The 26,619-nt window shown below is 67.5% G+C and carries 22 protein-coding genes, 2 tRNA genes and 1 riboswitch; of the genes, 1 reads left to right on the forward strand and 23 read right to left on the reverse strand.

The genetic code is table 11. The features are described 5' to 3' along the window. Positions 1 to 49: 49 nt before the first annotated feature. From MRBLAR12_RS04695 to MRBLAR12_RS04785, 19 genes are all read right to left on the reverse strand, one after another. Entirely contained in the window at positions 50 to 1,180 is a 1,131-nt protein-coding gene (locus tag MRBLAR12_RS04695; protein WP_229993359.1) for a class I SAM-dependent methyltransferase, read from the reverse strand. Between the two features lie 113 nt (positions 1,181 to 1,293). Next, positions 1,294 to 2,448: an NAD(P)-binding domain-containing protein gene (locus MRBLAR12_RS04700; RefSeq protein WP_364743938.1), complete on the reverse strand. Its 1,155-nt coding sequence runs from the start codon at positions 2,446 to 2,448 to the stop codon at positions 1,294 to 1,296. A 13-nt stretch (positions 2,449 to 2,461) separates the two neighbouring features. Continuing rightward, a complete protein-coding gene (locus MRBLAR12_RS04705; protein ID WP_229993361.1) occupies positions 2,462 to 2,827 on the reverse strand; it encodes a zinc ribbon domain-containing protein YjdM in 366 nt (121 codons plus the stop codon). A 71-nt stretch (positions 2,828 to 2,898) separates the two neighbouring features. Next, complete coding sequence (locus MRBLAR12_RS04710; RefSeq protein ID WP_290369346.1) at positions 2,899 to 3,735, reverse strand: amino acid ABC transporter ATP-binding protein; 837 nt, start codon at positions 3,733 to 3,735, stop codon at positions 2,899 to 2,901. Next, a complete protein-coding gene (locus MRBLAR12_RS04715) occupies positions 3,722 to 4,387 on the reverse strand; it encodes an amino acid ABC transporter permease (protein ID WP_229993362.1) in 666 nt (221 codons plus the stop codon). Before MRBLAR12_RS04715 ends, MRBLAR12_RS04710 begins: the two co-directional genes overlap by 14 nt. A 36-nt stretch (positions 4,388 to 4,423) precedes the next feature. Continuing rightward, positions 4,424 to 5,245, reverse strand: coding sequence for an amino acid ABC transporter substrate-binding protein (locus MRBLAR12_RS04720; RefSeq protein WP_229993363.1), 822 nt, complete (start codon positions 5,243 to 5,245; stop codon positions 4,424 to 4,426). 208 nt (positions 5,246 to 5,453) lie between these two features. Further along, positions 5,454 to 5,529 (reverse strand) — tRNA-Ala (locus MRBLAR12_RS04725). A gap of 188 nt (positions 5,530 to 5,717) precedes the next feature. After that, positions 5,718 to 5,790: transfer RNA gene (locus tag MRBLAR12_RS04730), tRNA-Ala, on the reverse strand. Between the two features lie 154 nt (positions 5,791 to 5,944). After that, positions 5,945 to 6,346 (reverse strand): ribosome silencing factor, encoded by a 402-nt coding sequence (gene rsfS / locus MRBLAR12_RS04735; RefSeq protein ID WP_364743944.1) that lies wholly within the window; start codon positions 6,344 to 6,346, stop codon positions 5,945 to 5,947. Between the two features lie 166 nt (positions 6,347 to 6,512). Next, entirely contained in the window at positions 6,513 to 7,724 is a 1,212-nt protein-coding gene (locus tag MRBLAR12_RS04740; protein ID WP_229993365.1) for a hypothetical protein, read from the reverse strand. 7 nt (positions 7,725 to 7,731) lie between these two features. Beyond that, the gene (gene nadD, locus MRBLAR12_RS04745; protein WP_229993396.1) at positions 7,732 to 8,415 is read right to left on the reverse strand and encodes a nicotinate-nucleotide adenylyltransferase; all 684 of its coding nucleotides are present in this window, start codon (positions 8,413 to 8,415) and stop codon (positions 7,732 to 7,734) included. Positions 8,416 to 8,470: 55 nt separating this feature from the next. Further along, a complete protein-coding gene (locus MRBLAR12_RS04750; RefSeq protein ID WP_229993366.1) occupies positions 8,471 to 8,710 on the reverse strand; it encodes a hypothetical protein in 240 nt (79 codons plus the stop codon). Positions 8,711 to 8,790: 80 nt separating this feature from the next. Continuing rightward, positions 8,791 to 10,188 (reverse strand): glutamate-5-semialdehyde dehydrogenase, encoded by a 1,398-nt coding sequence (locus MRBLAR12_RS04755; RefSeq protein WP_229993367.1) that lies wholly within the window; start codon positions 10,186 to 10,188, stop codon positions 8,791 to 8,793. A 26-nt stretch (positions 10,189 to 10,214) separates the two neighbouring features. Further along, positions 10,215 to 11,387 carry a glutamate 5-kinase gene (gene proB, locus MRBLAR12_RS04760; RefSeq protein ID WP_229993368.1) on the reverse strand — a complete coding sequence of 391 codons (1,173 nt, stop codon included), beginning with the start codon at positions 11,385 to 11,387 and terminating at the stop codon, positions 10,215 to 10,217. Beyond that, positions 11,377 to 12,966, reverse strand: coding sequence for a GTPase ObgE (gene obgE / locus MRBLAR12_RS04765; RefSeq protein ID WP_229993369.1), 1,590 nt, complete (start codon positions 12,964 to 12,966; stop codon positions 11,377 to 11,379). The genes proB and obgE overlap by 11 nt, the downstream gene beginning before the upstream one ends. A 117-nt stretch (positions 12,967 to 13,083) precedes the next feature. Continuing rightward, positions 13,084 to 13,347 (reverse strand): 50S ribosomal protein L27, encoded by a 264-nt coding sequence (rpmA, locus tag MRBLAR12_RS04770; protein ID WP_009372867.1) that lies wholly within the window; start codon positions 13,345 to 13,347, stop codon positions 13,084 to 13,086. Positions 13,348 to 13,409: 62 nt separating this feature from the next. Further along, positions 13,410 to 13,718: a 50S ribosomal protein L21 gene (gene rplU, locus MRBLAR12_RS04775; protein WP_018773353.1), complete on the reverse strand. Its 309-nt coding sequence runs from the start codon at positions 13,716 to 13,718 to the stop codon at positions 13,410 to 13,412. Between the two features lie 403 nt (positions 13,719 to 14,121). Next, the gene (locus MRBLAR12_RS04780) at positions 14,122 to 15,846 is read right to left on the reverse strand and encodes a bifunctional hydroxymethylpyrimidine kinase/phosphomethylpyrimidine kinase (protein WP_364743950.1); all 1,725 of its coding nucleotides are present in this window, start codon (positions 15,844 to 15,846) and stop codon (positions 14,122 to 14,124) included. After that, positions 15,829 to 15,925: riboswitch (TPP riboswitch) on the reverse strand. (Overlaps the previous gene by 18 nt.) 146 nt (positions 15,926 to 16,071) lie before the next feature. After that, entirely contained in the window at positions 16,072 to 19,314 is a 3,243-nt protein-coding gene (locus MRBLAR12_RS04785; protein ID WP_364743953.1) for an Rne/Rng family ribonuclease, read from the reverse strand. 478 nt (positions 19,315 to 19,792) lie between these two features. Here MRBLAR12_RS04785 and MRBLAR12_RS04790 point away from each other — a divergent pair, with 478 nt between their 5' ends. Next, positions 19,793 to 20,464, forward strand: a complete 672-nt coding sequence (locus MRBLAR12_RS04790; protein ID WP_229993371.1) for a vitamin K epoxide reductase family protein — start codon at positions 19,793 to 19,795, stop codon at positions 20,462 to 20,464. 97 nt (positions 20,465 to 20,561) lie between these two features. Here MRBLAR12_RS04790 and ndk read toward each other — a convergent pair whose 3' ends face one another. The 4 genes from ndk to ileS form a co-directional block, all read right to left on the reverse strand. After that, positions 20,562 to 20,975 carry a nucleoside-diphosphate kinase gene (ndk, locus tag MRBLAR12_RS04795; RefSeq protein WP_090578496.1) on the reverse strand — a complete coding sequence of 138 codons (414 nt, stop codon included), beginning with the start codon at positions 20,973 to 20,975 and terminating at the stop codon, positions 20,562 to 20,564. Between the two features lie 83 nt (positions 20,976 to 21,058). Next, positions 21,059 to 21,514 carry a DUF4233 domain-containing protein gene (locus tag MRBLAR12_RS04800; protein WP_229993372.1) on the reverse strand — a complete coding sequence of 152 codons (456 nt, stop codon included), beginning with the start codon at positions 21,512 to 21,514 and terminating at the stop codon, positions 21,059 to 21,061. Positions 21,515 to 21,517: 3 nt separating this feature from the next. Next, a complete protein-coding gene (locus tag MRBLAR12_RS04805; protein ID WP_229993373.1) occupies positions 21,518 to 22,876 on the reverse strand; it encodes a bifunctional folylpolyglutamate synthase/dihydrofolate synthase in 1,359 nt (452 codons plus the stop codon). A 3-nt stretch (positions 22,877 to 22,879) separates the two neighbouring features. After that, positions 22,880 to 26,230 carry an isoleucine--tRNA ligase gene (gene ileS, locus MRBLAR12_RS04810; protein ID WP_364743958.1) on the reverse strand — a complete coding sequence of 1,117 codons (3,351 nt, stop codon included), beginning with the start codon at positions 26,228 to 26,230 and terminating at the stop codon, positions 22,880 to 22,882. Positions 26,231 to 26,619: the final 389 nt, after the last annotated feature.

A 26,619-nucleotide genomic window follows, 5' to 3' on the forward strand; every position in this document is an offset into this window, starting at 1 on the left:
TGCAGGCCTGCGCCCACACTTGCGCTTTTCAGACACAATGTTTCTGCCGCTACGGCCGCCGGGTGCTTGCCGTCACGGTGAACTTCGGATTCCTGCCGACCTCGCGGGTGGGCCCGATCAGGCGTTCGAGTGCCGGCCGGTAGTGCAGGTGGCTGTTGAACACGGTCCAGAGCTCCCCGCCCGGGGCGAGCACCCTGCCTGCCGCTTCGATCAGCTTGATCCCTGCGCCGGAGTGGACGGCCGCTTCAAGATGGAAAGGCGGGTTGAGCAGGACCAGGTCCGCGCCGGCGTCCGGCAGAGAGCTCATGGCGTCGTCCTGGAGCACGTCGATCCGGCCGTCCAGGCCGTTCGCCCGGGACGTGGCCAAGGCAGAGTCGACGGCGGCCGCGGACCGGTCCGTGGCGGTGACGCGGGCGCCGGGGTTGGCGCGGGCGTACATCGCGGCGAGGATTCCGGTGCCGCAGCCAAGGTCAACGGCACGGGTGGCGTGCGGCATCCGGGGCAGGAAGTCCAGCAGGAACCTGGTTCCGATGTCCAGCCCGGTGCCGGCAAACACGGCGCCGCGTGCGCAGACCGTGAGGCCCAGTTCGTCATTGACCTCAGTGACCGGGAAGGGCAGCGCGGCCGGGACCGGCTTGGGGCGCCGGGCCAGCAGGAGCCGTGATTTCTGCCGGGCCAGTTGGGGCTGGACGTCCTCGAAGTAGCGCGCCAGCACGGCGTTCATGCCCAGGCTCATGTGTTTGACGCGTCCGCCCGCCAGCAGCACGACGTCGGGAGCGGCGTAGCGGGCGACGGCGTCGGCGATCTCCTCGAGTTCCGCCAGGGACCGGGGCAACTGGAGCAGGACCAGGGACGCGCCCTCCAACAGGCCGGCGCCCAACGGGAGGTGTTCGAAGCCGGCGTCGATCTCCAGGGCCTCGGCGTTCGCCCGCAGCGCCCGTTCACCGGTGATGAGGTCCTGGTGGACCCGGACAGGGTGCGCCCCGAGCGTCAGCGCCCCGAGTGTCAGGGCGCCGTACCGGTCCCCCATGACCGTGAGCCGTCCCCCGGGCTGCAGCAGGCCGGCGGCGGCCTCCAGCAGGAGCTTGTCCGTGGCATCCCAGGCCTGCAGGTTGGCGGCCTCGACGTCGGGGAATCGTCCCAGCCGGGCAAAGAGCGATTCGAAGTTGTTGTCCGTCACGCGCGTTGTGCCGCCGTTTCTACTTGGGCTTGGGAATTTGGCTGGGGTGCCGGGACCCGGTACGAGGGCCCTGGGTACTGCACTGCAGTGTTTTACGTTTTACGTTTTACGTTTTACGTTATACCGGTCCGGGCCAGCAGTGTGACGATGCCCGCCACGGCGGCCCGGCCGGCACGGTTGGCGCCTATCGTGGACGAGGACGGCCCGTAGCCGACGAGGTGGACCCGCGGCTCGGCCGCGACCTGGGTGCCGTCCATCGCGATGCCGCCGCCAGGTCCGCGCAGGTGCAACGGGGCGAGGTGTTCGAGTTCGGCCCGGAATCCCGTGGCCCACAGGATTACCCCGGCGGCCAGGAAGCTGCCGTCAGCCATCCGCACGCCGTCGGGCTCGATCGCGGTGAACATGGGGTGCCGGTCAAGGACGCCGCGCGCCGCGGCGGCGCGCAGGGCCGGGGTCCAGATCAGGCCCGTCACGGAGACGACGCTCTGCGGCGGGAGGCCCTGGCGCACCCGCTCCTCAACGAGGGCGACGGCGTCGTGGCCCGCCTGCCGGTCGAAGGCGGCCTCGCGCCAGAGAGGTACCCGGCGCGTGAACCACGTGGTGCTGGTGAACTTGGAGATTTCATCGAGCAGCCCGACAGCCGAGATCCCGCCGCCGACCACGATGACATGCTGGCCGCGGAATTCGCCGGCGGAAACGTAGTCGGCAACGTGCAATTGCCGGCCGCGGAAGCTGGCCTTGCCCGGATAGATGGGCCAGAACGGCCGGGTCCAGGTGCCGGTCGCGTTGATCACGGCGCGGGCAGAGAACCCGCCGCTGGAAGTGGTGATGGTCAACCGTCCGGCGGGATCAGCGTCTTCCCGGGTCACCGAGTGCACTTTAACGGGCCGCTCGATCGCGAGGCCGAGGTCGTGTTCGTACCCGCCGAAATAGCGGGTGAGGAAACTGGAGCTGGCCTCGGCGGGATCCACGTCGGGCTGTGGGATTCCCGGGAGGTCGCTGATGCCGTTCACCGTGGCCATGAGCAGGCTCTTCCAGCGGTGCCGCCAGGCGCCGCCGGGCCCGTCCTCGGCGTCGAGCACGACATACGTCCCCGCAGGCGGGGCCTCCGCCGCTGCTGGTCCTTCTGCCGCGGTCTGCCCCGTGCCGGCCCCGGCAGGGCCGGCCGGGATGAAGCCGCGGCGCTGAAGGTGGTAGGCCGCCGACAGCCCCGCCTGCCCGGCGCCGACCACGACGACGTCGGCCCGGCGCGCCGTCTCCACAGTCACGCTCCGGCCCCGGTCAGATCTTTTTGACGACGCTGGACTTGAGCTGCATGGGGCCCACGCCGTCCACCTTGCAGTCGATGTCGTGGTCGCCCACACCGTTGACCAGACGGATACCGCGGACCTTAGTGCCGACCTTGATGACCGTGGAGCTGCCCTTGATTTTCAGGTCCTTGACCACTGTGACGGTGTCGCCGTCGGCGAGGACGTTGCCCACCGCGTCCTTGACGACGGCGTCGGCAGGGGCGGCGCCGCCGGCGTCTGTGTCAGTTTCCGCGGACGCGGACCATTCGTGCGCGCACTCCGGGCAGACCAGGAGCGCCCCCATTTCATAGGTGTATTCGCTGGAGCATTCGGGGCACGGGGGCAGGGTATCGTTCACGCGTCCAAGTTTAGTCGCCGCTTTGGGTCGCCGCTTTGCTGGCCGCTATTGGCCGCCGCTGGCTGGTTGCCTCAGAACGGGTTCAGCAGGCGATCCACGAACTGCCGCGTGCGTTCCTCCCGCGGGTCCCGCAGGACGGTGTCGGGGTGGCCGCGCTCGACCACCACGCCGCCGTCCATGAAGATGACTTCGTCGGCCACCTGGCGGGCGAACGCGAGCTCGTGGGTGACCACCACCATGGTCCAGCCTTCGTCCGCGAGTTCCTTGATGACGGTCAGCACCTCGCCCACGAGTTCGGGGTCCAGCGCCGAGGTCGGCTCGTCGAAGAGCAGCAGCTGCGGGCGCAGGGCGAGGGCACGCACAATCCCGACACGCTGCTGCTGGCCGCCGGAGAGCTCGAACGGATAGCTGTTCTCCTTGCCGGCCAGGCCGACGCGCTCCAGCAGTTCCCGTGCCTCCTGGATCGCCTCAGCCTTGGGCCGCTTCTGCACCTGGACCGGGCCCTCGATCACGTTCTCCAAGACGGTCTTGTGCGGGAAGAGGTTGTAGTGCTGGAACACCATGGCGCTGCGGTCCCGTAAGGCGAGCACCTGCTTCTTCGCCACCGGAGTGGAAAAGTCGACGGTCAGTTGCCCCGCGAACTCGGCAACGCCGGCGTCGGGCATTTCGAGGCCGTTCAGGCACCGGAGCACTGTCGTCTTGCCCGACCCGGACGGCCCGATCAACGTAACCACTTCGCCGCGGCGGACTTCAAGGTCGATGGATTTCAGCACAACATGGTGGCCGAACGCCTTGCGCAGGCCCGTGACGGTCAGCAGGGCGTCCACCGGGACAGCGGCGTCCGGAAGCGTATTCCCAGGGGGCGGCGGTTCAAGCGGTTCCGGGGGAAGCGGTTCAGTGGGCGACATAGCGGTCCAATCTCTTCTCCAGGGCGGACTGTCCGCTGGCGAGGACGAGGCAGATGATCCAGTAGATCACGGCCGCCTCCAGATACAGCAGCATGAACTCCTGGCTGAAAGCCGCCACCTGCTGCGCCACGCGGAACAGTTCGGTGACGAGGATCAGCGACGCCAGCGAGGTGTCCTTGACCAGGCTGATGAAGGTGTTGGACAGCGGCGGGACCGAGACCCGCGCCGCCTGCGGCAGGATGATCCGCACCAGTGTCTGGTGGCGCGACATTCCGATGGTGTGGCCGGCCTCCCACTGGCCCTTGGGAACGGACAGGATGGCCGCCCGGATGACCTCCGCGGCATAGCCGCCGACGTTCAGGGAGAACGCGATGATGGCGCTGGGCCAGGGGCTGATGGTGATTCCGACGGACGGGAGCCCGTAGAAAATGACGAACAGCTGGACCAGGAGCGGGGTTCCGCGGATGACGGAGATGTAGATCCTCGCCACCGCGGAGATGAGCCGGTTGCGGCTCAGCCGCATGAGGGCAACTACCAGGGCCAGTAGGAGGCCCAGGCTGAACGACGCCAGCGCCAAGGGAATAGTGCCAAAGATTGCACCCGACAGGAGGGGGCCCAGCGATGACCACACGAGTTCCCAGTTGATGCTCATACCCGGACGCGGCGTTTCTCGGCGGCTGTCACAGGGCTACTTCGTGACGTCGGCGTCGAAGTACTTCTGGGAGATCTTCGTCAGGGTGCCGTCGGCCGCCAGCTCGCCGAGGGCCTTGTTGATGGCGTCGGTCAGGCTGGTCGATCCCTTGCGCAGGGCGAAGGCGCTCAGCGACTTGTCAGTGGTCTCGGCGGCAACCTTGATGGCGGTGTCGTTGTCGGTCTTCTGGTAGTCCAGATACGTCAGCTTGTCGTTGATGGTCGCATCGACGCGGCCCTGCTTGAGCAGCGTGATCGCCTGCGCCCATCCCTCCACGGCCTCGACGTTCGCACCGCTCTGCTGCGCCAGTTTGTACCAGTTGCTCGTCAACGACTGCGCCGTGGTCTTGCCGTTCAGGTCCTCGAAGGAATTGATGCTGTTGTTGTCCGATTTGGTGACGACGACGCCGGTGCTCACCGTGTAGGGCGTGGAGAAATCGTACTTGGCCTTGCGCTCGTCCGTGATGGAAACCTGGTTGGCGACGACGTCGAACCGTTTGGCGTCGAGGCCGGCGAAGATGGCGTCGAACTGCGTCTCCTGGTAGGCCGGCTTGACGCCCAGCTTCTCGGCGACGGCGTTCATGATCTCGACGTCGTAGCCCGTCAGTTCACCGCTGCCGTTGGCGTGGAACGTGAACGGCCTGTAGGTGCCTTCCGTGCCGACCTTGAGCACGCCCGAGCTCTTGACGTCGCTGAGGGAGGTGTCCGCACCGGCGGCCGGCGCCGAGCTGGCCGGAGTGGTGGACGCCGAGCCGCAGCCAGCCAGGGCGAGTCCAGCTGCTGCAATGAGGCCGATAACGGAAAGTCGTGTGCGCTTCATGATGGTCCTTAGTCGTGGAGCCGGAAATGGCCTTCCAGCTGGCCGCATGGCGGCCGTCTCCTAGCGACGATAGCAAGGTCCAGCTCAGGGTGGAGAGCTTAAATGACAGTTTGTGACGTCCGGTCTTGACGGACGCGCTTTCTGACCGGCTGCACACCTGCGGGGGGTACGAAAAAGGGAACCACCGTCTGACGGTGGTTCCCTTGGTTGGTGGAGCTGAGGGGACTCGAACCCCTGACCCCCTGCATGCCATGCAGGTGCGCTACCAGCTGCGCCACAGCCCCTCATTTGCCTTGGAAGTTCTTATCTTCCCTGAAGCAACCTGATTAGCTTAAACCACAAATCGCGTTCGCGCTAATCGGCACCCCGGCCCGTGAATTTGCTCGCCCGGCACGCCCTGGAGCAGCCCCGCACCCTGGATCCGGGCAGAAAAAAATCCGCCGGAATCTTTCGATTCCGGCGGATTATCCGGTGGAGCTGAGGGGACTCGAACCCCTGACCCCCTGCATGCCATGCAGGTGCGCTACCAGCTGCGCCACAGCCCCGAATTTTCGCTGCTCCGAGCACGCCTGCTGACGCGCAAAGTTCCGGTTCTTTGTCCGGATCTCTCCGAAGCAACTCAAATATCTTAGACCAGCCCTTCGGAAAATTCCAAATCGGGCATATTCGCCCCAATGGGCGTGGCCGGTGCGCGGGTTGCTACTCCGTGTCCGTGGCGGCGGCTGCCTTGGCGGAGGCGTCCTCGCCCAGCTGCAGATCGACGACGGGGCAGTCCTTCCACAGGCGCTCGAGGGCGTAGAAAATGCGGTCTTCCTCGTGCTGGACGTGGATGACGACGTTGGAGTAGTCCAGCAGGACCCAGCGACCGCCGGAGCGGCCCTCGCGGCGGACGGGCTTCTGGTCAAACTTGGCGAGCTCGTCCTCGATGCCGTCCACGATCGCATTGACCTGGCGTTCGCTCGGGGCCGAGGCGATCAGGAACACGTCGGCCAGGGCCAACCGTTCGCTGACGTCCAGGGCCACGATGTCCTCGGCAAGCTTCTCCGAGGCAGCGCGGGCTGCGTGGCGGGCGGTAATGATGGATGAATCGGTTGCAGACACGGGACTCCTTGTAGTGATGAAATTTATGGTGAAGAAAAATGCTTGGAATGAAAACTGTGGGGTCAAAAGCTGAACTTGGGTGGCCGTCGGGCGAACGCTGCGGCGGGAAACAGCAGAACAGCCGCGGTGCCGTTCTTAGTGGGGTGCCATTGGACGGGCCCCCGGCCTAGCGGGCCAGACCGGTGACGATCAGGGTGATGCCGGCGATGAGGGCGACGATCCCCAGGGCCAGGACGCCGAGCTGGAGCAGACGGAGGCGCCGCGCCCGGCCCAGCCCGGCGGTAGCGGCATCCAGGGGTTCCAGTCCGTAGGCCGAATTCGCGGCCACGGGCTCCCCGCCCACCAACCGCTCGTCCGTCTCCCCCGCGGAATTCGCCGCGGCGCTTGCCGGCCGCGCCGTTCCGGCCTTGGCGGCTTCTTCTGCGCGGGCCAGGACGCCTGCCCGGCTGCCAGCCGGGCCTGCGGGCCGCTGGCGGGACACGCCCGGACGCCGCGCGCCGGGTTTCCGTGGCGCGTCCACCCGGGGACCCGGGTTGGTGACAACCGGAACATACGACGTGGCAGGGCGCTTCATGACGGGCCGCTCCACGCCGGGAACCTTCTCAAATTCCAAGGGCGTGACCATTGCCAGGTTGTTGGCCGTGGTCGGATCGTTGCGGGGCACCGCCGGCTGGCTGTTTTGTTCCGCGAGCTTCTGCTTGGCGGCGGCACGGCGGTTCAGTATCGCGGCGCGCTCAGCCAGGGCGATCTGCTCGGCCAGGACGGCCGGATCAACGGCGTCGGGATCCGTGGCCGCGATGTGCTCCATCTTGGCCACTTGGTTCTTGGCCTGCTCCGCGAGGAGTTCGCGCGCGGCTAGCGCCTGCTCCACGGTCATCCCCTCGGGCGTCTGCCGGCCGGGTCCGGCGCTGTCCGGCGCGGGAGCATTGGGAGCCGGGGATGCTGACACAGCCGGAACCGCGCCCTTCTGGGCGGCATCCTTTGGGGCAGCGTCCTTCTGAGCGGGGGAAACCACGGGGGTGGCCCGGGTCCGCGGCGACACCGGGACGATGGTGTTGGCCTGGGTGGCCGGGGCGGTTTCGGTCGCCAGCTCCAAAAGCCGCAGCTGGCGCCGGGTGGGCGGCCCTCCCTGCGCCAGCTGGCCTTCTTTCTCAGCCAGTTCCTTGATGGTCCGCAAGGCGGCACGGTCCCGTGCCCGGACCTGAGAGGACCGTTCGGCACCGCCACGCACAGAGTCCACGGGAGCGTCGGCAACGCGACGGCTCCGGCCGGTGATTTCGGCCTCGGTCGGTTCGCCCGGTCCCTGAGTGTCCAGACGTTCATCTCTGGCCTGTCGCATTTCGCGGCGGCTGCGGATGGGAGGCTGTTCCTGACTCATGGCAAACTCATTCAGTGCTGGCTGGTTGGGTTATCTCGAAGGTGGGATCGTGCTGTGCGGGGTCGACCCCTGCCGCGCCGTTGCCGGCGTTGGTGGCCTCAGCGTGTTCGGAATCGGGGCGGACTGAGTCGGTGCTGGCGTGGTACAGGCCGTACTTGGCGATGTACTGGACCACCCCGTCCGGCACGAGGTACCAGACCGGATTGCCTTCGGCCACCCTCGTGCGGCAGTCCGTGGAGGAGATGGCCATGGCCGGGACCTCCAGGAGGCTGACGTCTTTGCGGCCCATGCCGTCCAAAACGTGGCCAGGCCGGGTTACGCCCACGAAGTGAGCGAGGGACCAGAGTTCATCGATGTCTTTCCAGGACAAAATCTGGGCCAGGGCGTCCGCGCCGGTGATGAAGAACAGGTCGGCGTCCGGTCGCAGGGTGTGCAGGTCACGCAGGGTGTCGATCGTGTAAGTCGGTCCCGGACGGTCCACGTCCACCCGGCTGACGGTGAAGCGGGGGTTCGAGGCCGTGGCGATGACTGTCATGAGATACCGGTGCTCGGCTTCGCTGACTTTCTTGGCCATCTTCTGCCAGGGCTGGCCGGTGGGCACAAACACGACTTCGTCGAGGTCGAACTTGGCCGCGACCTCACTGGCCGCGACAAGGTGTCCGTGGTGGATGGGATCGAACGTGCCGCCCATCACACCCAGACGCAGGCGGCGCTGGGCGCCGCGCTGCCTCATGGTGGCGGAAATATTAGTGACCTTGGCTGTGATCGTGCTTGTTCGGGTGCTGGCGGTGCGGATCCGAGTGCTCCTCGACAGCCACGTGGCGCCTGCCCAGGTTGGAGTAGGACAGCGTGATCAACAGCAAGACGACCAGAATCACGAACAGGGAGCCGCCAATGACAAACGGCGGTGCGATGAGCGGTGCGAGTTCCTCGTGGCCCGATTCGCCGACGGCGGCGACGAAAGTGGCGATCTGCTGCGACAGCATGTTCTCCCCTAGTGAGTTCAAAATTTGACGACGGCGGAGGTGTCCGCCGTTCCGGTCTTCCGTTCCATGTTACAGCGTTGTTAGCCCCGGACCTGGCCCTCGCCCTGCACGATCCACTTCGTGGTGGTCAGTTCCGTCAGTCCCATGGGGCCGCGGGCATGCAGTTTTTGGGTGGAAATCCCCACCTCGGCGCCGAGGCCGAGCTCGCCGCCGTCGGTGAAGCGGGTGGAGGCGTTCACGATCACGGCGGCCGAATCGACCTCGGCGATGAAGCGCTCGGCGTTGGCGAGGTCGTTGGTCAGGATCGCTTCGGTGTGGCCGGTGGTCCACTTCCGGATGTGCCTGACGGCCTCGTCCAGGCTGTCCACCATGGCCACTGCCAGGTCCAGGTTCATGTATTCGGTGGCCCAGTCTTCCTCCGTGGCAGGCACCGTCTGGATCGAGGCCGGCAGTGCGGCGCGGATGCGCTGGTCCACGTGCAGGGTGACCCCGGCTGCCCGCAATGCCGAAGCGACGGCGGGAAGGACGGTTGACTTGGAGTGCACCAGGAGCGTTTCGACCGTGTTGCAGACGCTGGGCCGCTGGGTCTTGGCGTTGAGGAGGATGTCGACGGCCATTTCCTCGCCGGCGGAAGCGTCCAGGTAAATGTGGACATTGCCCTCACCGGTCTCGATGACCGGTACGGACGAGTTCGTCACAACGGCCTGGATCAGCTCGCGGCCGCCGCGGGGAATGAGCACGTCCACCCGGCCGCGCGCCCGCATGAGGGCGTTGGCGCCGTCGCGGCCGTACTGGTCCACAGTCTGGACGGCGTCGGCGGGCAGGCCCACCGATTCCAGCGCATCCCGGAGGATGGTGATCAGGGCGGCGTTGGTGGCGGCAGCGGCGGACCCGCCGCGCAGGATGACGGCGTTGCCGCTCTTAAGGGCCAGTCCGGCAATGTCGACCGTGACATTCGGGCGGGCCTCATAGATCGCGGCCACCACACCCATGGGTACGTTGATCTGGCGCAGGCGCAGCCCGTTGGGGAGGGTCTGGCCACGCACGACGTTTCCAACGGGATCGGGCAGCGTGGCGAGGTTTTCCAGCGCCGCGGCGAGGGCCGTGATGCGTGATTCGGTCAGCGTCAGGCGGTCCAGCAGGGCGGCGCTCGTGCCGGCGGCCCGGCCTGCCGCGACATCTTTGGCGTTGGCGGCCAGGATCTGGTGTTTGTGTTCCACCAGCGCCTTGCCGATGGCGCGCAGGCCCCGGTCCTTCCAGGCCCGGTTGGCGTGCGCCATCTTGCGGGCAGCGTGGCGCGAGCGGTCAGCGATCGCGTGGACGGCAGCTTCGATGTCCGTTGCCGTGGCCGGCGTCCCTGCCGGATCCGGCGCCGCGCCGAAACCCTGGGTGGGTACGGCAGTGCCGGCGGGAACGGTGCCGGCAGGCACGTCAGACACGGCGGCGGGCACGGCGGCGGAAGTCAGGGCCTCAGTCATGCTTCCAGTTTAGGCGTCCAGTGGACCTAGACCAGCACCAGGTCGTCAACATGAACAACTTCGCGGTCATATCCGCGGCCCAGCGCCTTGCCCAATTCCCGCGTGGAGCGGCCCAGCATTTGGGGCAGCTCGGCGGCGGAATAGTTGACCAGCCCGCGCGCAATCACGGTGTTGTCGACAGACACCATCTCCACGGCGTCGCCGGCCTCGAAGTGGCCTTTCACCGCGGCGATCCCGGCAGGCAGCAGCGAGGTGCGGCGGTCGCGGACGGCCTTGACCGCGCCGTCGTCGAGCACCAGGGTGCCGTGCACGGTGGCCAGGTGGGCCAGCCACAGGAGCCGGATCGGCTTGCGCGCGCCATTGACGGAGAACCACGTGCCCACGTCCTCGCCGGCCAGTGCCGCAGCCGCATTCGGCGTGGACGTGACCAAGGCGTGGATGCCGGAACCGGCGGCCATGCTGGCGGCTTCGACCTTGGTGGCCATGCCGCCTGTGCCCACGCCGGCCTTGCCGGTGCTGCCGATCGAGACACCGTCGAGGTCGTGCGGGCCGGAGACGTGCGCAATCCGTTTGGCGCCGTGCGACGGCGGGCCGTCGTACAGGGAGTCGACGTCGGAGAGCAGCAGGAGTGCGTCGGCGCGGACCAGGTGGGCCACCAGGGCGGCGAGCCGGTCGTTGTCGCCAAAGCGGATTTCGTGGGTGGCCACGGTGTCGTTTTCGTTGACCACCGGGACGACGCCGAGGTTCAGGAGCCGGTTCAGCGCGCGGAACGCGTTGGTGTGCTGGCTGCGGCGCATGAGGTCATCCGCGGTCAGCAGCACCTGGCTGACGGTGACGCCGTGCGCGCCGAAGGCGTGGGTGTACCGGGCCATCAGCAGGCCCTGGCCCACGCTGGCAGCGGCCTGCTGGGTGGCGAGGTCGCGGGGGCGCTTCTCGAGTCCCAGCGGGGCGAGGCCGGCTGCGATCGCGCCCGAGGACACCAGGATGATCTCGGTGCCGGCGTTGCGCTGGTGCGCCAAGGCGTCGGCGAGGCCGGTCAGGGCCTCTTCGGAGATCCCGCCCTTGATGGACGTCAGCGAGGACGAGCCCACCTTGACGACGATCCGGCGGGCCCCGGACAGCGCACTGCGGTCCGGGGCGCTGAGGGTGTGGGCCTTGAGGGGCTGCGACCGGTGCTCGACGACGGTCTTACTCGTCATCTGTTGCGCCCAGTCCACTCTCCTTGAGCGGCTGCCGCGCGCGGCGTCCGCTGACGGACTCGGTCCAGATGCCGGCCTTGCGTTCGGCTTCGAGCTCCGCACGGGCGGCGGCCTTCGCGTCGCGCCGCTCCTGCTGTTCGTCGCGCTTCTGGCCACGCGTCGGGCGGTCGCCGATGTCGGCGAAGCGCACGTCGGTGCCGCGCGGTGAGGCGAGGAGTTCGGCGCCGGCCATCATGGTCGGTTCCCAGTCGAAGACGACGCCGTCGTCCTCGCCGATGACCACAGTGTCGCCCGGTGTGGCGCCCTGCTTGAAGAGTTCATTTTCGACGCCGAGCTTGGCCAGGCGGTCCGCGAGGTACCCGATCGCTTCCTCATTGGTGAAGTCGGTCTGCTTGACCCAGCGCACGGGCTTGTCGCCGAGGACGCGGAAGAGCGGCTCGAGGTTCTTCTCTTCGCGGCGGATCGTGAAGCCGGTCTCGTTGACGGCGCGGGGGCGCAGCACGGGGGCCTGCACCTTCGGCGGGGTCGCGGCGACGGCGTCGCGGGCGGCCTGGACGATTTCGGCCATGGCGAAGCCGAGCTGGCGGAGGCCCTCGTGGCTCGTCGCGGAGATTTCGAAGACTTTGTAGCCGCGGGATTCCAGTTCGGGGCGGACGAACTCGGCCATGTCCTTGCCGTCGGGCAGGTCCACCTTGTTCAGGGCCACCAGGCGGGGGCGGTGGTTCAGCGGAACCACTTCGCCGTCGGACCCGCTGTAGCTCATGTCCACGGCGTACTTCTCCAGCTCGGCCTCGATGATGGCGAGGTCGGAGAGCGGATCGCGGTCCGATTCGAGCGTGCCGCAGTCCAGTACGTGCACGAGGGCTGCGCAGCGCTCGACGTGGCGAAGGAAGTGGTGGCCGAGGCCCTTGCCCTCGCTGGCGCCCTCGATCAGGCCGGGGACGTCGGCAATGGTGAAGCGGACCTCACCGGCCTGGACGACGCCCAGGTTCGGGATGAGGGTGGTGAAAGGGTAGTCGGCGATCTTGGGCCGCGCGGCCGACATGGCGGCGATCAGGCTGGACTTGCCGGCCGAGGGGAAGCCGACGAGGGCGATGTCAGCGATGGACTTCAGCTCCAGGACGACGTCGCTGGATTCACCCTCGATGCCGAGCAGCGCGAAGCCGGGCGCGCGGCGCTTCTGGGAGGACAGCGAGGCGTTGCCGAGGCCGCCAATGCCGCCGGCGGCGGCGATGTATTCGTCGCCTTCGCCCACGAGGTCGGCGAGGACCTCACCGGACTTGGACTTCACCACGGTACCTACGGGCACCGGAAGGATCAGGGTTTCGCCGTTCTTGCCGCCGCGCCAGTCGCCCATGCCGGGGCCGCCGTTGGTGGCGTGCCGGTGGGGTGCGTGGTGGTAGTCGAGCAAGGTGGTGGTCTGGAGATCGACGCGCAGGATGACGTCGCCGCCGTTGCCGCCGTTGCCGCCGTCGGGACCGCCGAGGGGCTTGAACTTCTCGCGGTGAACGGAGACACAGCCGTGGCCGCCGGTACCGCCGGATACGTGCAGTACTACCCGGTCTACAAAGCTCGCCACGTGGATCTCCTCAGTGCTGTTCCCCGGACCCACAAAGGGGCCCAAGATGATTGTAATGCGGTTAAAACACCGGTGGAGCGGACCTAATGGCCCGCCCCACCGATTTAGAACGTTTTGTTACTCTGCAGCTGCAGCAGCCACGATGTTCACAACGCGGCGACCACGGCGGGTGCCGAATTCGACAGCACCGGGGGTCAGGGCGAACAGGGTGTCGTCCCCGCCGCGGCCGACGCCGGCGCCCGGGTGGAAGTGGGTGCCGCGCTGGCGGACGATGATCTCGCCTGCGGAAACTACCTGGCCACCGAAGCGCTTGACGCCGAGGTACTGGGCGTTGGAGTCACGACCGTTGCGAGTGGAACTCGCGCCTTTTTTATGTGCCATTTGGAATGCCTGCCTTCAAAAAATTCTGGGGAATCTGCTGGAACCTGAACAGTAACGAAGAGTTACTTGATACCGGTGATCTTGACCTTGGTCAGTTCCTGACGGTGGCCCTGACGCTTCTTGTAACCGGTCTTGTTCTTGAACTTCTGGATGACGATCTTCGGACCACGAAGGTCTTCGAGGATCTCAGCCGTAACCGTTACCTTGGCCAGGTCCGCAGCAGCAGACGTGACTTTGTCACCGTCCACCAGGAGCAGTGCGGGCAACTCAAAGGTGCTGCCGGCTCCACCGGGGACGCGGTTCAGGGTAACGAAGTCTCCAACGGAAACCTTCTCTTGGCGGCCGCCTGCGCGGACAATCGCGTACACCACTGGGGAACTCACTTCTCTCGACGTTTATTACTAGATTTGCGTGCGGAACCTGGGGCCAAATTGTTTGGACCGGCTCACGCTGTGCCTCAACGCCGGTGGATTCCCCGGGGGAACCCATGAGCTATCCCCGGAACAAATCCACTTGGAATTCCAAGCAGGCTGTTCTCAGGGTCATAACCCAAGTGTTGGCGTAAGCACCGAAGATCTAGAATACGCTAATTTTGCCTTCGGCCGCAAATGAGGCTGGTTCCGGCTGGTAGTCCGTGATAGGCGCCACAACGTCTTGAAGCAAAGACCGTGTCAATGTTCTTGACCGTGATCTCGACCGTCTTGATGCTGTGCTGCCGCAACGACTTCCGGAACCGTGCCCCACCATCGTACCGGCTGTGCGGGCCAGGTCGTGTCAGGCGTACAGCCGCGGCGCGTCGAAGAAGGCCACTTCGTAGCCCGATGACTGCCGGAAAGCCAGGGCCATGGCCTCCCGCTCGCTCCCGGATGCCCGTCTGGCCGCCGTGTCCGTGTACGCGATGGCCTGCCGGGTCGCGGCGGCGAAGTCCTCATCGGCGTACGTCCGCAGCCAGTCGGCGTAGGGGTGTGCCACGGGGGCGCCGCCGGCAAGGAATTCCCGGTGCAGGGTGGCCCCGACCTCGGCGTAGAGCCAGAAGCATGGGAGCGCCGCCGCGACGAGGATCGCGTAGCTGCCGGCCACCGAGGCGGCCAGCAAGTGGTCCACGTACGACTTCGTCACCGGGCCCAGGTTGGGGGCAGTGGGGCGGGTGCTGAGCCAGGAACGGTGCAGCTCTGATTCGACCTCCAGGCAGGTCTGTGCGGAACGGGCCCAGAACAGCTGCTCCGCCTCGGTGGGGGCGATCGCGGCGGCACGGGCCAGGACCCGGGAGTAGCCGTTGAGGTAGATGGCGTCCTGGGCGAGGTAGTACGCGAACTCGTGCTCGGGCAAGGTCCCGTCGGCCAGCCCGCGGATGAAGTCCAGGGCGTAGATGGCGTCAAGATCGCCCGCGGCCCCTGCGCGCAAGGCAGCGGCGAACTCGCCCTCCGCCGGACCGTGGCCGTCGAGGCTGCCCTGGCCGCGTTGGTCGTCTTTGAGGGCGTGCACATCGCCAGTTTGCTGCATGTGGTGGAAGTGATGGACCGGACCGTTGCCGGAGCCGACGTCCAGGGCCGCGGCTTCGCGGAGCGCGCCCAGCAGCCACGGCTTGACCTCCCGCAACGCCGCTTCCCAGTCCCCCACCCGGGCCTGCACGGTGGCCATGGCCGAGGACAAGGAGCAGCCGGTGCCGTGGCTGTTGCGCGTGGCGATCCGCTCCCCCGGCACCACCACCGTTTCCCGGCCGAGCAGGCCCCCGGTGTTCACCAATGCATCCGGGCAGCCGGCGCCCGCGCCGTTCCCGCCCTCCGCGGCATCGCCGCCGTCGACGGGTCCGTCCCCGGGCTGGCCGCCCTGGGAGTGTCCGTCCTTGAGGTGCCCGCCTTTGACCAGCACGGTGGTGCCGGTCAGGGCCGCCAGTCGTTTGCCCTGCGCCAAGGCCTCAGCCCAGTCGGCCGCGGCGGGCTCTTTGAGCAGGATGGCGAGTTCGGCGAGGTTCGGCGTGATGAGGTCCGCCAGCGGCAGGAGGGCCTGCAGGGCGGCCTCGGCCGATTCCTGCAGGAGCCGGTCGCCGCTGGTGGCGACCATCACCGGGTCCAGGACGACGACGTCGGGGCTCACCTTTTCCAGCCAGCTGCGGACGGCGTCGATCACCGCGGCGTCGCCGAGCATGCCGATCTTGACGGCGTCGATGCCGATGTCGTCGCTGATGGCGTCCAGCTGGGCCGTGAGGAACGCGGCCGGGGGCACGTGGACGGCGCGCACGCCCTGGGTGTTTTGGGCCGTCAGGGCCGTGATGGCGGCCATGCCGTAGCCGCCGTTCGCTGCAATGCTCTTCAGGTCGGCCTGGATCCCGGCCCCGCCGGAGGGGTCGGAGCCGGCGATGGCCAGCACGCGGGGAATGCGCGGGGGTGCGGACGGGGACGGCACGGACGGGGACGGCACGGACGGGGACGGCCCTGCCGTCTGACAATCGCTGGGCAGAAACTCGGACTGATTCGATCTCGCGGACAAGTCAGACATCCCTTCGCCGGTGCTAACCGGACAGGTTCAACGGGTCTGGATCTCAGCCGGCTGATGCGCGGCACCCCGTGTCAGTGTTCCAGCCTAGCCGTTGCCACCGGGCTGCCCCGTTAACGCAGGAGCGGGACCGGGCCGGAGCGGACGTATTGTTACGCCCGCTCCGGCCCGGTCCCGCAGTCCAACCAGTCGAAGGGACCGGTCGGGGAAGCGATCAGTCGCGGCGGACTACAGCTCCGACGCCGGTACGCCCACGCCGAGGATGATCGGCTCGTTGCCGGCCGGGATGGACGCCGGCCTGGCCGCGGCGGGTGCCTTGGCCTCGTGAACCGATCCGGCCGCGGCCGGCCGCGTCGCCTCGCGATGCTCCACGGAGGTCTCGTTCGCAGCGCCCTGGGCGCGGCTGGCGCTCCGGTTGCGGCGCCCGCGGCGGCCACGAGCCGTGGTGTCCGCTGTCCGCGAAGCCGGCGCCTGCGCAGTGCGCACGGCTGCGGGCGCCTCCGGTGCCGCGGAAGCCGCGGAGGGCGGGGCCTGGACGGCGTCCATCCCGGCCGGCTTGCCGGCCTCGGCGTCGCCCAGGTTGGCGAAGGCCTCGGTCAGCAGGTCCAGGGTCAGGGCCGGTTCCGGCGTGTCCTCGGCGTGCTCCACGAACGGCAGGGCCACCTGCTCACCGCCAAACGTCAGCACGGTCGCGGGACGTCCGGCTGCCTCTTCGGCGGCCGCGAGCTGCGTGACGGCGTCGACGGCGGCCTTACGGGCCCCGGCGTCGCTGGCAGCGGCTGCCTCCCCGTCGTGCAGGTGCGCGGCGTGCGCCGCGGCGGCGATGTTGGCCAGCGCGGCCCGGGTGGCTTCAGCCTTGGCGTGGCGTTCGGCCTCGGTGGGCTCGACGTGGACGGCTGCGGGTGCGGCCGGCGCCGTCTCCGGGCCCTGGCCTCCCCTGCCGCGGCGACGGCTCTTGCGCTCCGTGCGGGCAGCAGGCTGCGCCTCGGCGCGCGGCACATAGTGCTCCGCGGCAACCGTGTTGGCGCGGCGGTGTTCCACCGGTTCGTCGTGGGTGACGATGCCGCGGCCCGCGCAGGTTTCGCACTGTTCGCCGAAGACTTCCAGCAGCCCGGTGCCCATCCGCTTGCGGGTCATCTGCACGAGGCCCAGCGAGGTCACCTCGGCCACCTGGTGCTTGGTCCGGTCCCGGCCCAGGCACTCCACCATGCGGCGCAGCACGAGGTCGCGGTTGGATTCGAGCACCATGTCGATGAAGTCGATCACGATGATGCCGCCAATGTCGCGCAGGCGCAGCTGCCGGACGACTTCCTCGGCCGCTTCCAGGTTGTTCTTGGTGACGGTTTCCTCGAGGTTGCCGCCGGAGCCGGTGAACTTGCCGGTGTTGACGTCCACCACGGTCATGGCTTCGGTGCGGTCGATCACGAGGGAACCGCCGGAGGGCAGGAAGACCTTCCGGTCCAGGGCCTTGTGGATCTGCTCGTCGATGCGCCAGGCAGCGAAGATGTCCGTGTCCTTGGTCCACTTCTCGAGCCGGCCCACGAGGTCCGGTGCCACGTAGGTGACATAGGCCTCGATGGTGTCCCAGGCTTCCTCGCCGGAGACGATCAGCTTGGAGAAGTCCTCGTTGAAGACGTCGCGGACCACCTTGATGGTCAGGTCAGGTTCGCCGTAGAGCAGCTCGGGGGCGAGGATTTTGGTCGACGTCGACTGGCTCTCGATGCCCTCCCACTGCGCGCGGAGCCGGTTGATGTCGTGCGTCAGCTCTTCCTCGGAGGCACCCTCGGCCGCGGTGCGGACAATGACGCCCGCGTCCTCAGGCAGGCGGTCCTTGAGGATCCGCTTGAGGCGGTTGCGCTCGACGTCGGGCAGCTTGCGGGAGATGCCGGTCATGGAGCCGCCGGGCACGTACACAAGGTAGCGGCCGGGCAGCGAGATCTGGCTGGTGAGGCGGGCCCCCTTGTGGCCGACCGGGTCCTTGGTGACCTGGACCAGCACGGAGTCGCCGGACTTCAGCGCGTTCTCGATCCTGCGCTGTTTGCCTTCGAGGTTGACGGACTCCCAGTTCACTTCGCCGGCGTAGAGCACGGCGTTGCGGCCGCGGCCGATGTCCACGAATGCGGCTTCCATGGACGGCAGCACGTTCTGGACCTTGCCCAGGTAGACGTTGCCGATCAGGGAATCCTGCTGGGTCTTGGACACAAAGTGTTCGGCCAGGACGCCGTCTTCGAGGACCCCGATCTGGATTCTGTCGTCGCGCTGGCGGACGATCATCTGGCGGTCCACGGACTCGCGGCGGGCCAGGAACTCGGCCTCGGTGATGACGGTGCGGCGGCGGCCGGTGTCGCGGGATTCGCGGCGTCGCTGCTTCTTGGCTTCCAGGCGGGTGGAGCCCTTGACGGACGTGACGCGGTTGTTGACCGGCGCCTCGGCCATGGCCCGCGGCGCACGGACGCGGGTCACCGTGTTGGGCGGATCGTCGCCTTCCCCACCGGTCAGTTCCAGGTCCTGGTCGCCGCGGCGACGGCGGCGGCGGCGGCGCGACGTCACGCCATCCTCAAGGGTTGCCTCGGAACCTTCGTCGCCCTCGTCCTCGGCGCCTTCGGACTCGGTGTCGGACTCGGCGGACGTACGGGTGCGCCCGCGCCGGCCACGGCTGCGGCGTCGACGGCGGCTGCCGGCGTCCTCGTCCTCGTCGCCTTCTTCCTCCTCGGGCTCCGCTGCTGCTGCGGCAACGGGGACCGGGCGCACCACGGTGCTGAGGTCGGGGGCCTGGAAGATCACGGAAGTGAGGGCACCCGGTTCCATGAACAGCGACGTGGCCGGGCTTTCCTCGGGCAGGGCTTCCGGCTCTTCGGGCTGGGCCGCGGCGGGGGCTTGCGCAGGTTCGGCCGCCGTGGCGGCTTCTGCCGGCTCGGCTTCTTCGGCCGGGACCGCTACTGCGGGTACGTCTTCGGCTTTCGGTGCGGCCTTGGCACGGCTGGCGCGGCGCCGGACCGGCTTCTCTGGGGCCGTCTCTGCGACCTTCTCTGTGGCCGTCTCCGTGACGGCGGCGTCGTCGGAAGCAGCGGCCGCCTCGGGAGCCTCTGCCGCGGCAGGCGCGTTGGCTTCGGGCTCTTCAGCGAAGGCAGGCAACGGTTCCGGGGCGGCAACAGGCTTGCGGGCACGGGTGCGCCGTGCGGGCGCCTTTACAGCAGTTTCGGGGGCAGCAGTTTCGGGTACGGCGGTTTCGGCGTCGGCTGCTTTGCGGCGCGCGGCGACGGGCTCATCCGAGCCGGCCGCTTCGGCCAGCACCGCGGCTTCAGCCACGGCCTCCGCGGCGGCCGCGGCGTTGACCTTTGCGACGGGCGCCTTCCGGCGGGTCCGGACGGCCCTCTTCGGCGCTGCCGGAGCTTCCGCTTCCGCAGTTGCTTCTGCTTCCCCGGCGGCTACTAGTTCTTCGTTACCGGCTACAACCTGGTCATTATCCATCTGTGGCGACACTCCTGCCCCTGATGCGCCGCCACATTCGGCGCCCGTTGGGGCAAATATGCGTCAACACCCGCAGGCATTGACAGAAGTCAATTGGATACCCTCAGGTTCGCACCGGCAGTGGGGTGCGGCAGCCCTGGAGGGCCGGCGAGATTGTTTTGGAACCCGTTGACCTACACGCCACAACCAGGTGCCGTCCAATGGCATTGCGGGACAGCTGGAATCAGAGGATCCGCAGCTCCCTGCTCATCATTGGCGGTCTTGAAACAAAATCGCCGGACCGGAATCCGGATGTGGATCGGGTTCCAGCCACGATCATTGTCTCACAGGAGCCGCCAAAGCTGGCGTAGGCGGGGCCTGAAGTGCTTTCGGAGCGGCTGGGCAGGGCGGCAGGGGCCGTTCTCCGCCGCTGCCCAGCCTGCGGCGTTAGAATCGGGCCAGCAGAACACGGTCAAGACGATCAAAGGACTCATATTCCATGCCCAGCATCTCCAGCACTGCCGGTGACGCGACCGTACAGCACCCGGGTTCCGGCCCGGCGCCCGCGGACCGCTCCCTTCCCACGATGACCCGCGACCGCCCGTTCGCCTGGCTCCTGCTGATCACCGGCGTCGTTGGCTGGCTCGCTTCCGGCGCCCTGGTGCTGGAGAAGCTGGAGGTCCTGAAGGACCCCAACCACGTCACGGTCTGCGACGTGAACCCGTGGATCTCCTGCGGCCAGGTCATGCAGACGCCGCAGAGTTCTGTGTTCGGCTTCCCGAACATGTTCATCGGCATCGTGGCTTTCGCCGTGATCATCACCACGGCCATGGGCATCCTGGCCGGCGCAAGATTCGCCCGGTGGTACTGGCTGGGGCTGCAGGCGGGCGTGACGCTGGGCTTCGCGTTCGTTATCTGGCTCTGGTCCCAGGCCCTGTACGCCATCCACATCCTCTGCCCGTTCTGCATGATCGTCTGGGCCGTGATGATCCCGTTGTTCGTCTGGGTGAGCGTCCGCAACATCTCCCACGGGGTGATCGCGTTGCCCGCCGGTCCCACCAAGGTGATCGGCGACTCGGGCTGGATCATCACGGCGCTGTTGTACGTCGCCGTCATCGCGACAATCTTCTTCGCCTTCATCCAGGTCTTCATCGGGACCTCCGGCTACTAAGCACTCCCGAACGCCGCGAGATAACAGTTAAGGCCAATGTTCAGCGTGAACATTGGCCTTATCTGTCACCTCGGTGAGGCGAGGGTCCAGGAAATTCCTAGAACCAGATCTTGATCTCGCGCTCGGCGGATTCCACCGAATCCGAGCCGTGGACCAGGTTCTGCTGTACCTTCAGGCCCCAGTCGCGGCCGAAGTCGCCGCGGATGGTGCCGGGCGCCGCCGTCGTCGGGTCCGTGGTCCCGGCGAGGATACGGAAGCCCTCAATCACGCGGTGGCCCTCGAAGATTGCGGCGACCACCGGGCCGCTGAGCATGAACTCAACCAGCGGCTCGTAGAACGGCTTGCCGACGTGCTCCTCGTAGTGCTGCTCGAGCAGCTCGCGGTTCGCATCGACTTTCTTGAGCTCGGCCAGGGTGTAGCCCTTGGCTTCGATCCGGCTCAGGATGGCGCCGGACAGGTTGCGGGCGACGCCGTCGGGCTTGATCAGGACGAGGGTGCGCTCAATGCTCACAGCTGCTCCAATGTGTTGGGGTGGGGTTCGGGTCAAGTCTACGGGGTGCGGCCCAAGCGCCGGGCGCAGGTTCAGTCGCTGGTTCAGGCGCCGTTGCCGGGCGCGGGGCCCTGGGGATGGGCCGCATCCCATTCAGCCTGCTCGCGCTCCCGCTGCGCGGCCTCCCGGTCAATCCGGATGCCGGTCCGGACCCCGTACCACCAGGCCACGGCGAAGAGCGCGCCGACGAGGTACATGGCAGGCTCCACGAGGCCGCCCAGTATCAGGACGAGCTGCAGGATCCAGCCCAGGGCCACTCCCCACGGCTTGGAGAGGACCGCGCAGGTGAAGATGAAGACCAGGCACAGGCCGATCCCCACGGAGAAGACCAGGGCCGCAGGATATTCGTTCCGGTGCAGGCCAAAGACGGCCAGTGTTCCGAAGAGCACCACGAAAGCTTCCAGCAACAGGACCGTGGAGGCGAACATGACCTTCGTGGAACGCCGCTTCTTGGGCATGCCCGGACGCCATTCGCGCTGGGCTTTGGTGAGTTTCGCCATCGCTTACGCGTCCGCCTTTCCGAGCAGGATGCGGGCGTCCGCGACGAGCGTGATGGACCCGGTCACCAGGACGCCGCCGGCGAGTTCGTCATCGGCTTCGGCGCGTTCCACGGCCCATTCGATGGCGTCGTCGAGCTTTGCAGCGACATGGATGTTGTCCTCGCCGAAGCCAAGATCAATGGCGACCTCAGCCAGGTCCTCGGCCGGGACGGCGCGGGGCGAGTTGGACTCGGTGAAGCAGTATTCGGTGGCCAGGCCGCCCAGGGATTCCTTGAGCTGGCGCAGGATCTCCTCGGCGTCCTTTTCCCGCAGCACGCCAACCACCACCACCAGCTTGGTGAAGTTGAAGGCCTCGTGGATGGCCTCGGCGGAGACCCGGATGCCCTCCGGGTTGTGCGCCGCGTCCACGATGATGGTCGGTGAGGTGCGGACCACCTCGAGCCGCCCCGGGGACGTGACAGAGGCAAAGGCCTCCTGCAGGATCTCGGCGTCGATCGCCTTCTCCCCGCCGAAGAACGCTTCCAGCGCGGCAATTGCGACGGCGGCGTTCTCGGCCTGGTGCGCGCCGTGCAGCGGCACCAGCAGGTCCTCGTAGCGGCCGGCGATGCCCTGGATGGTGACCATCTGGCCGCCCACCGCGACGGTGCGGGATTCAACGCCGAACTCCACGCCCTCGAAGCGGAACGGCACGTTGACCTCCTTGGCCTTCTCCAGGAGGACCTGGGCCGCGTCGACGGGCTGCGCCGCGCTGATGAGGAAGCCGCCGGGCTTGATGATGCCGGCTTTCTCAAAGGCGATGTCCCCGGTGGTGTCGCCCAGCAAATCGGTGTGGTCCAGGGAGATCGGGGTGACCACGGCCACCTGGCCGTCGCCGACGTTCGTGGCGTCGGTGATGCCGCCGAGGCCCACTTCGATCACCGCGACGTTGACCGGCTGGTCGGCGAAGACCGCGAAGCCCAGGATGGTCAGGCACTCGAAGTAGGTCAGCCGGGGCTGGCCCGCCGCCTCGAGTTCGCTGTCCACGATCTGCAGGTAGGGCCGGATCTCGTCCCAGATCCGGACGAACGTCTCATCCGGCACCGGGGCGCCGTCGATGCTGATCCGTTCGGTGACCTTGGACAGGTGCGGGCTCGTGTACCGGCCCGTGCTCAGGCCGTGGGCCCGCAGCCCGGCCTCGATCATCCGGGCTGTGGACGTCTTGCCGTTGGTGCCGGTGACGTGGATGATCGGGAACGCCTTGTTCGGCTCCCCCAGGATTTCCATGGCCCGGTGCAGCGGGGCGAGCCGCGGCTCCATCTTGTTTTCCGGCGCCCGGCCCAGCAGTTCGGCGTAGACGCTTTCTACGGAGAATTCGTCGGTCATGGTTTAGGCCCCAACTTTCTTTGCAACACTGACCAGCGGTTCCTTGATGTCGGCCGTCACAGTTTCCAGCTCGATGGTCAGGGTTTCGGTCTTGACCAGCGCCGCGTTGGCCAGCAGGGCTTCGACGACGTCCTGCTTGGCCGTGACGGAGGTGCTGATCCGGTCGCTGACATTGAGTCCGGCGTCCTTGCGGGCCTGCTGGATGGCGCGGACCATGTCGCGTGCCAGGCCCTCGGCCTCCAGTTCCGGGGTGACCTCGGTGTTCAGGACCACGAACCCGCCGCCGGGAAGCACTGCGGCGGCCCTTGTGGCAGGACCGGCTCCGGTTCCCTCCGCGGCTTCAGCCACGACGGTTTCCAGGGTGTATTCCTGCGGCTCGAGCTCGAGGCCGCCGGCGGTGACCACCCCGGCTTCGCTGACCGACCAGTCGCCGGACTTGGAGCCCTTGATGGCCTGTTGGACGTTCTTGCCCAGGCGCGGGCCGGCGGCCCGGGCGTTGACGACGAGCTTCTGCTCGATGCCGAACTCCTCCGGGGAGGCGGTGTCGGCGTCGAGCAGGCGGACCGAGCGCAGGTTCAGTTCATCGGCGACGACGGCGGCAAAGCCTCCCAGCGCGTCCGCGCCGGGAGCCACGACCGTGAGTTCCTGCAGCGGCAGGCGCACGCGCAGGTTCGCGGCCTTGCGCAGCGAGGAGCCGGTGGAGCAGATCTGCTGCACACGGTCCATCGCTTCGACCAGTCCCGGGTTGGCCGGGAACAGTCCGGCGTCCGGCCAGTCGGCCAGGTGCACGGAGCGCCCCCCGGTGAGGCCGCGCCAGATCTCCTCGGAGACCAGCGGCAGCAGGGACGCGGCCACGCGGGAGACGGTTTCCAGTGCGGTGTAGAGCGCGTCGAAGGCGTCAACGCTCTCGTCGAAGAAGCGCTGGCGGCTGCGGCGGACGTACCAGTTGGTGAGCATGTCCAGGTAGCTGCGCAGTTCGTCGCAGGCGCCGGAGATGTCGTAGCTGTCCAGCTGGGCGGTCATGTTCCGGACGAGGTCCCCGGTGTTGGCTATGAGGTACTGGTCCAGGGTGTCGGCGTAGCCGTCATAGCGGAGCTTGGCATCGTACCCTGTCCCGCCGTTGGAAGCGTTCGTGTACAGCGTGAAGAAGCTGTACACGTTCCACAGCGGCAGGATGACCTGGCGGACGCCGTCGCGGATGCCTTGCTCGGTGACCACAAGGTTGCCGCCGCGCAGGATGGGGCTGGACATCAGGAACCAGCGCATGGCGTCGGAGCCGTCGCGGTCCAGGACCTCGGAGACGTCCGGGTAGTTGCGCAGGCTCTTGGACATCTTCTGCCCGTCCGAGCCCAGCACGATGCCGTGGCTGATGACGTTGCGGAAGGCCGGGCGGTCGAACAGCGCGGTGGAGAGGATGTGCAGCATGTAGAACCAGCCGCGGGTCTGACCGATGTACTCGACGATGAAGTCCGCCGGGTTGTGGGTGTCGAACCATTCCTCGTTCTGGAACGGGTAGTGCACCTGGCCGTAGGGCATGGACCCGGAGTCGAACCAGACGTCCAGGACGTCCTCGACCCGGCGCATGACGGACTGGCCCTCCTCCGGGGTGCGGGGGTCATCCGGGTTCGGGCGGGTCAGCTCATCGATGAAGGGTCGGTGCAGGTCCACCTGGCCGGCCTTGTTCAGCGGCAGGCGGCCGAAGTCGGCTTCGATCTCGGCCAGGGAGCCGTAGACGTCGGTGCGGGGGTAGTCGGGGTCCGTGGACTGCCAGACCGGGATGGGGCTGCCCCAGTAGCGGTTGCGGCTGATGGACCAGTCGCGGGCGTTGGCGAGCCACTTGCCGAACTGGCCGTCCTTGACGTTGCCCGGGATCCAGTTGATGTCCTGGTTGAGCTCGGACATGCGGTCCTTGAACTTGGTGACCTCGACGTACCAGGAGGACACGGCGCGGTAGATCAGCGGGTTGCGGCAGCGCCAGCAGTGCGGGTAGCTGTGCTCGTAGCTGGCCTGGCGGACCAGGCGGCCCTGGGCGCGGAGCACCTGGGTGATGGGCTTGTTGGCCTCGAACACTTGCAGTCCGGCGATTTCGGCGAGGTCGCCGTGGCCGAAGAGCGGGAGGAATTTGGCGCCTTCGTCGACCGAGAGGACCACCGGGATGCCGGCCTCTTCACAGATTTTCTGGTCGTCTTCGCCGTAGGCGGGTGCCTGGTGGACGATGCCGGTGCCGTCGGTGGTGGTGACGTAGTCGGCCTCGAGGAAGCGCCAGGCGTTTTCGGTGCCGTACTTTTCGGCGTCGTGGAAGTAGTCCCAGAGCGGCTCGTAGCTCAGGCCGTCGAGCTCGGCGCCGGTGTGGCGGGAGGTGATGGCGGCTTCCGCGGCGGCGGCGCCCTCGGCCCCGTCGCCGTAGCCGAGGTCCTTGGCGTAGGCGCCCAGGAGGTCAGCGGCGAGCAGGAAGCTGCCCGCGACGGGCGCTTCGGCTGCCGCGGCCTTGATCCCGTGCGGGCCGGCGGGCAGGACCACGTAGCTGATGGCGGGCCCGACGGCGAGCGCCAGGTTCGTGGGCAGCGTCCAGGGCGTGGTGGTCCAGGCGAGCGCCTGCACCCCGGCGAGCTGCCTGGACAGCTCCGATTCCCCGGCCGTGATGGGGAACATGACCGTGACAGTCTGGTCCTGGCGGTTCTTGTAGACGTCGTCGTCCATGCGCAGCTCATGGTTGGACAGCGGCGTCTCGTCCTTCCAGCAGTACGGCAGGACGCGGTAGCCGTTGTAGGTGAGGCCCTTTTCGTGCAGCTGTTTGAAGGCCCACAGCACGGACTCCATGTACTCGACGTTGAGAGTCTTGTAGTCGTTCTCGAAGTCCACCCAGCGCGCCTGGCGGGTGACGTAGCTCTTCCACTCGTCGGCGTACTTCATGACGGAGGCGCGGCAGGCGTCGTTGAACTTGTCGATGCCCATGGCCTCGATCTGGGTCTTGTCCGTCATGCCAAGCTGCTTCATGGCTTCCAGCTCGGCGGGAAGGCCGTGCGTGTCCCAGCCGAAGCGTCGCTCGACGCGTCGGCCGCGCTGGGTCTGGTAGCGGCCCACGAGGTCTTTGGCGTAGCCGGTCAGGAGATGGCCGTAGTGCGGCAGGCCGTTGGCGAAGGGCGGACCGTCGTAGAAGACGAATTCGTTGCTGCCGTCTTTGCCAGCATCGCGCTGGTCGATGCTGGCCTGGAAGGTGCCGTCCTGGTCCCAGTATTTGAGGATGCGCTCTTCGATCTCCGGGAACTTCACGGAGGCCGGAACACCAGAGGTGTGGGAAGCGGAGGTGGTGGAGCCGGCGCCTGCGGCGGCGGCCTTGGGGTAATAAGTCATCTCGACATCCTGGGTTGAGCTGGTGAACACATGTATTCATTCAGGATGCGAGGACGGCCCCTGCACTGTCTTTTGACAACAACTGTCTTTCGACAACACCGGCACCGCGGTACCACCTCACTTACCGCCACCGGACCGCACCTTTTCGAGAAAGGGGCTGCACCGGCGTCGGCCGCTCATTACTGCTGTGACGGGCTTACCCGTCCGGTTCTACTGGCCCTGGCACGCTCAGTGGGACTGAGTCTGCACCGCACGCGGGGGTGTTCTTCCGGAAGCTCACCGGTGATGGCCGGGTCAAAGCTGCTAAGTCGATGGTACCGGAGAAAATACGGGCTTTCACAGCGCAGCAAACTCCGCTGCCAGGGGCGACGCCGGCGGCCCGACTACAT

It is taken from the genome of Arthrobacter sp. LAR12-1-1.1 (genome assembly GCF_040676555.1).
GTDB lineage: Bacteria > Actinomycetota > Actinomycetes > Actinomycetales > Micrococcaceae > Arthrobacter.

Coding starts and splice junctions, on each gene's coding strand:
- MRBLAR12_RS04785 (WP_364743953.1), bottom strand. CDS start 19,314: ATGGATAATGACCAGGTTGTAGCCGGTAACGAAGAACTAGTAGCCGCC.
- MRBLAR12_RS04790 (WP_229993371.1), top strand. CDS start 19,793: ATGCCCAGCATCTCCAGCACTGCCGGTGACGCGACCGTACAGCACCCG.
- MRBLAR12_RS04755 (WP_229993367.1), bottom strand. CDS start 10,188: ATGACTGAGGCCCTGACTTCCGCCGCCGTGCCCGCCGCCGTGTCTGAC.
- MRBLAR12_RS04750 (WP_229993366.1), bottom strand. CDS start 8,710: ATGCTGTCGCAGCAGATCGCCACTTTCGTCGCCGCCGTCGGCGAATCG.
- rpmA (WP_009372867.1), bottom strand. CDS start 13,347: ATGGCACATAAAAAAGGCGCGAGTTCCACTCGCAACGGTCGTGACTCC.
- proB (WP_229993368.1), bottom strand. CDS start 11,387: ATGACGAGTAAGACCGTCGTCGAGCACCGGTCGCAGCCCCTCAAGGCC.
- MRBLAR12_RS04800 (WP_229993372.1), bottom strand. CDS start 21,514: ATGGCGAAACTCACCAAAGCCCAGCGCGAATGGCGTCCGGGCATGCCC.
- ileS (WP_364743958.1), bottom strand. CDS start 26,230: ATGACTTATTACCCCAAGGCCGCCGCCGCAGGCGCCGGCTCCACCACC.
- MRBLAR12_RS04780 (WP_364743950.1), bottom strand. CDS start 15,846: ATGTCTGACTTGTCCGCGAGATCGAATCAGTCCGAGTTTCTGCCCAGC.
- MRBLAR12_RS04805 (WP_229993373.1), bottom strand. CDS start 22,876: ATGACCGACGAATTCTCCGTAGAAAGCGTCTACGCCGAACTGCTGGGC.
- MRBLAR12_RS04715 (WP_229993362.1), bottom strand. CDS start 4,387: ATGAGCATCAACTGGGAACTCGTGTGGTCATCGCTGGGCCCCCTCCTG.
- nadD (WP_229993396.1), bottom strand. CDS start 8,415: ATGGGCGGCACGTTCGATCCCATCCACCACGGACACCTTGTCGCGGCC.
- MRBLAR12_RS04720 (WP_229993363.1), bottom strand. CDS start 5,245: ATGAAGCGCACACGACTTTCCGTTATCGGCCTCATTGCAGCAGCTGGA.
- MRBLAR12_RS04710 (WP_290369346.1), bottom strand. CDS start 3,735: ATGTCGCCCACTGAACCGCTTCCCCCGGAACCGCTTGAACCGCCGCCC.
- MRBLAR12_RS04740 (WP_229993365.1), bottom strand. CDS start 7,724: ATGAGTCAGGAACAGCCTCCCATCCGCAGCCGCCGCGAAATGCGACAG.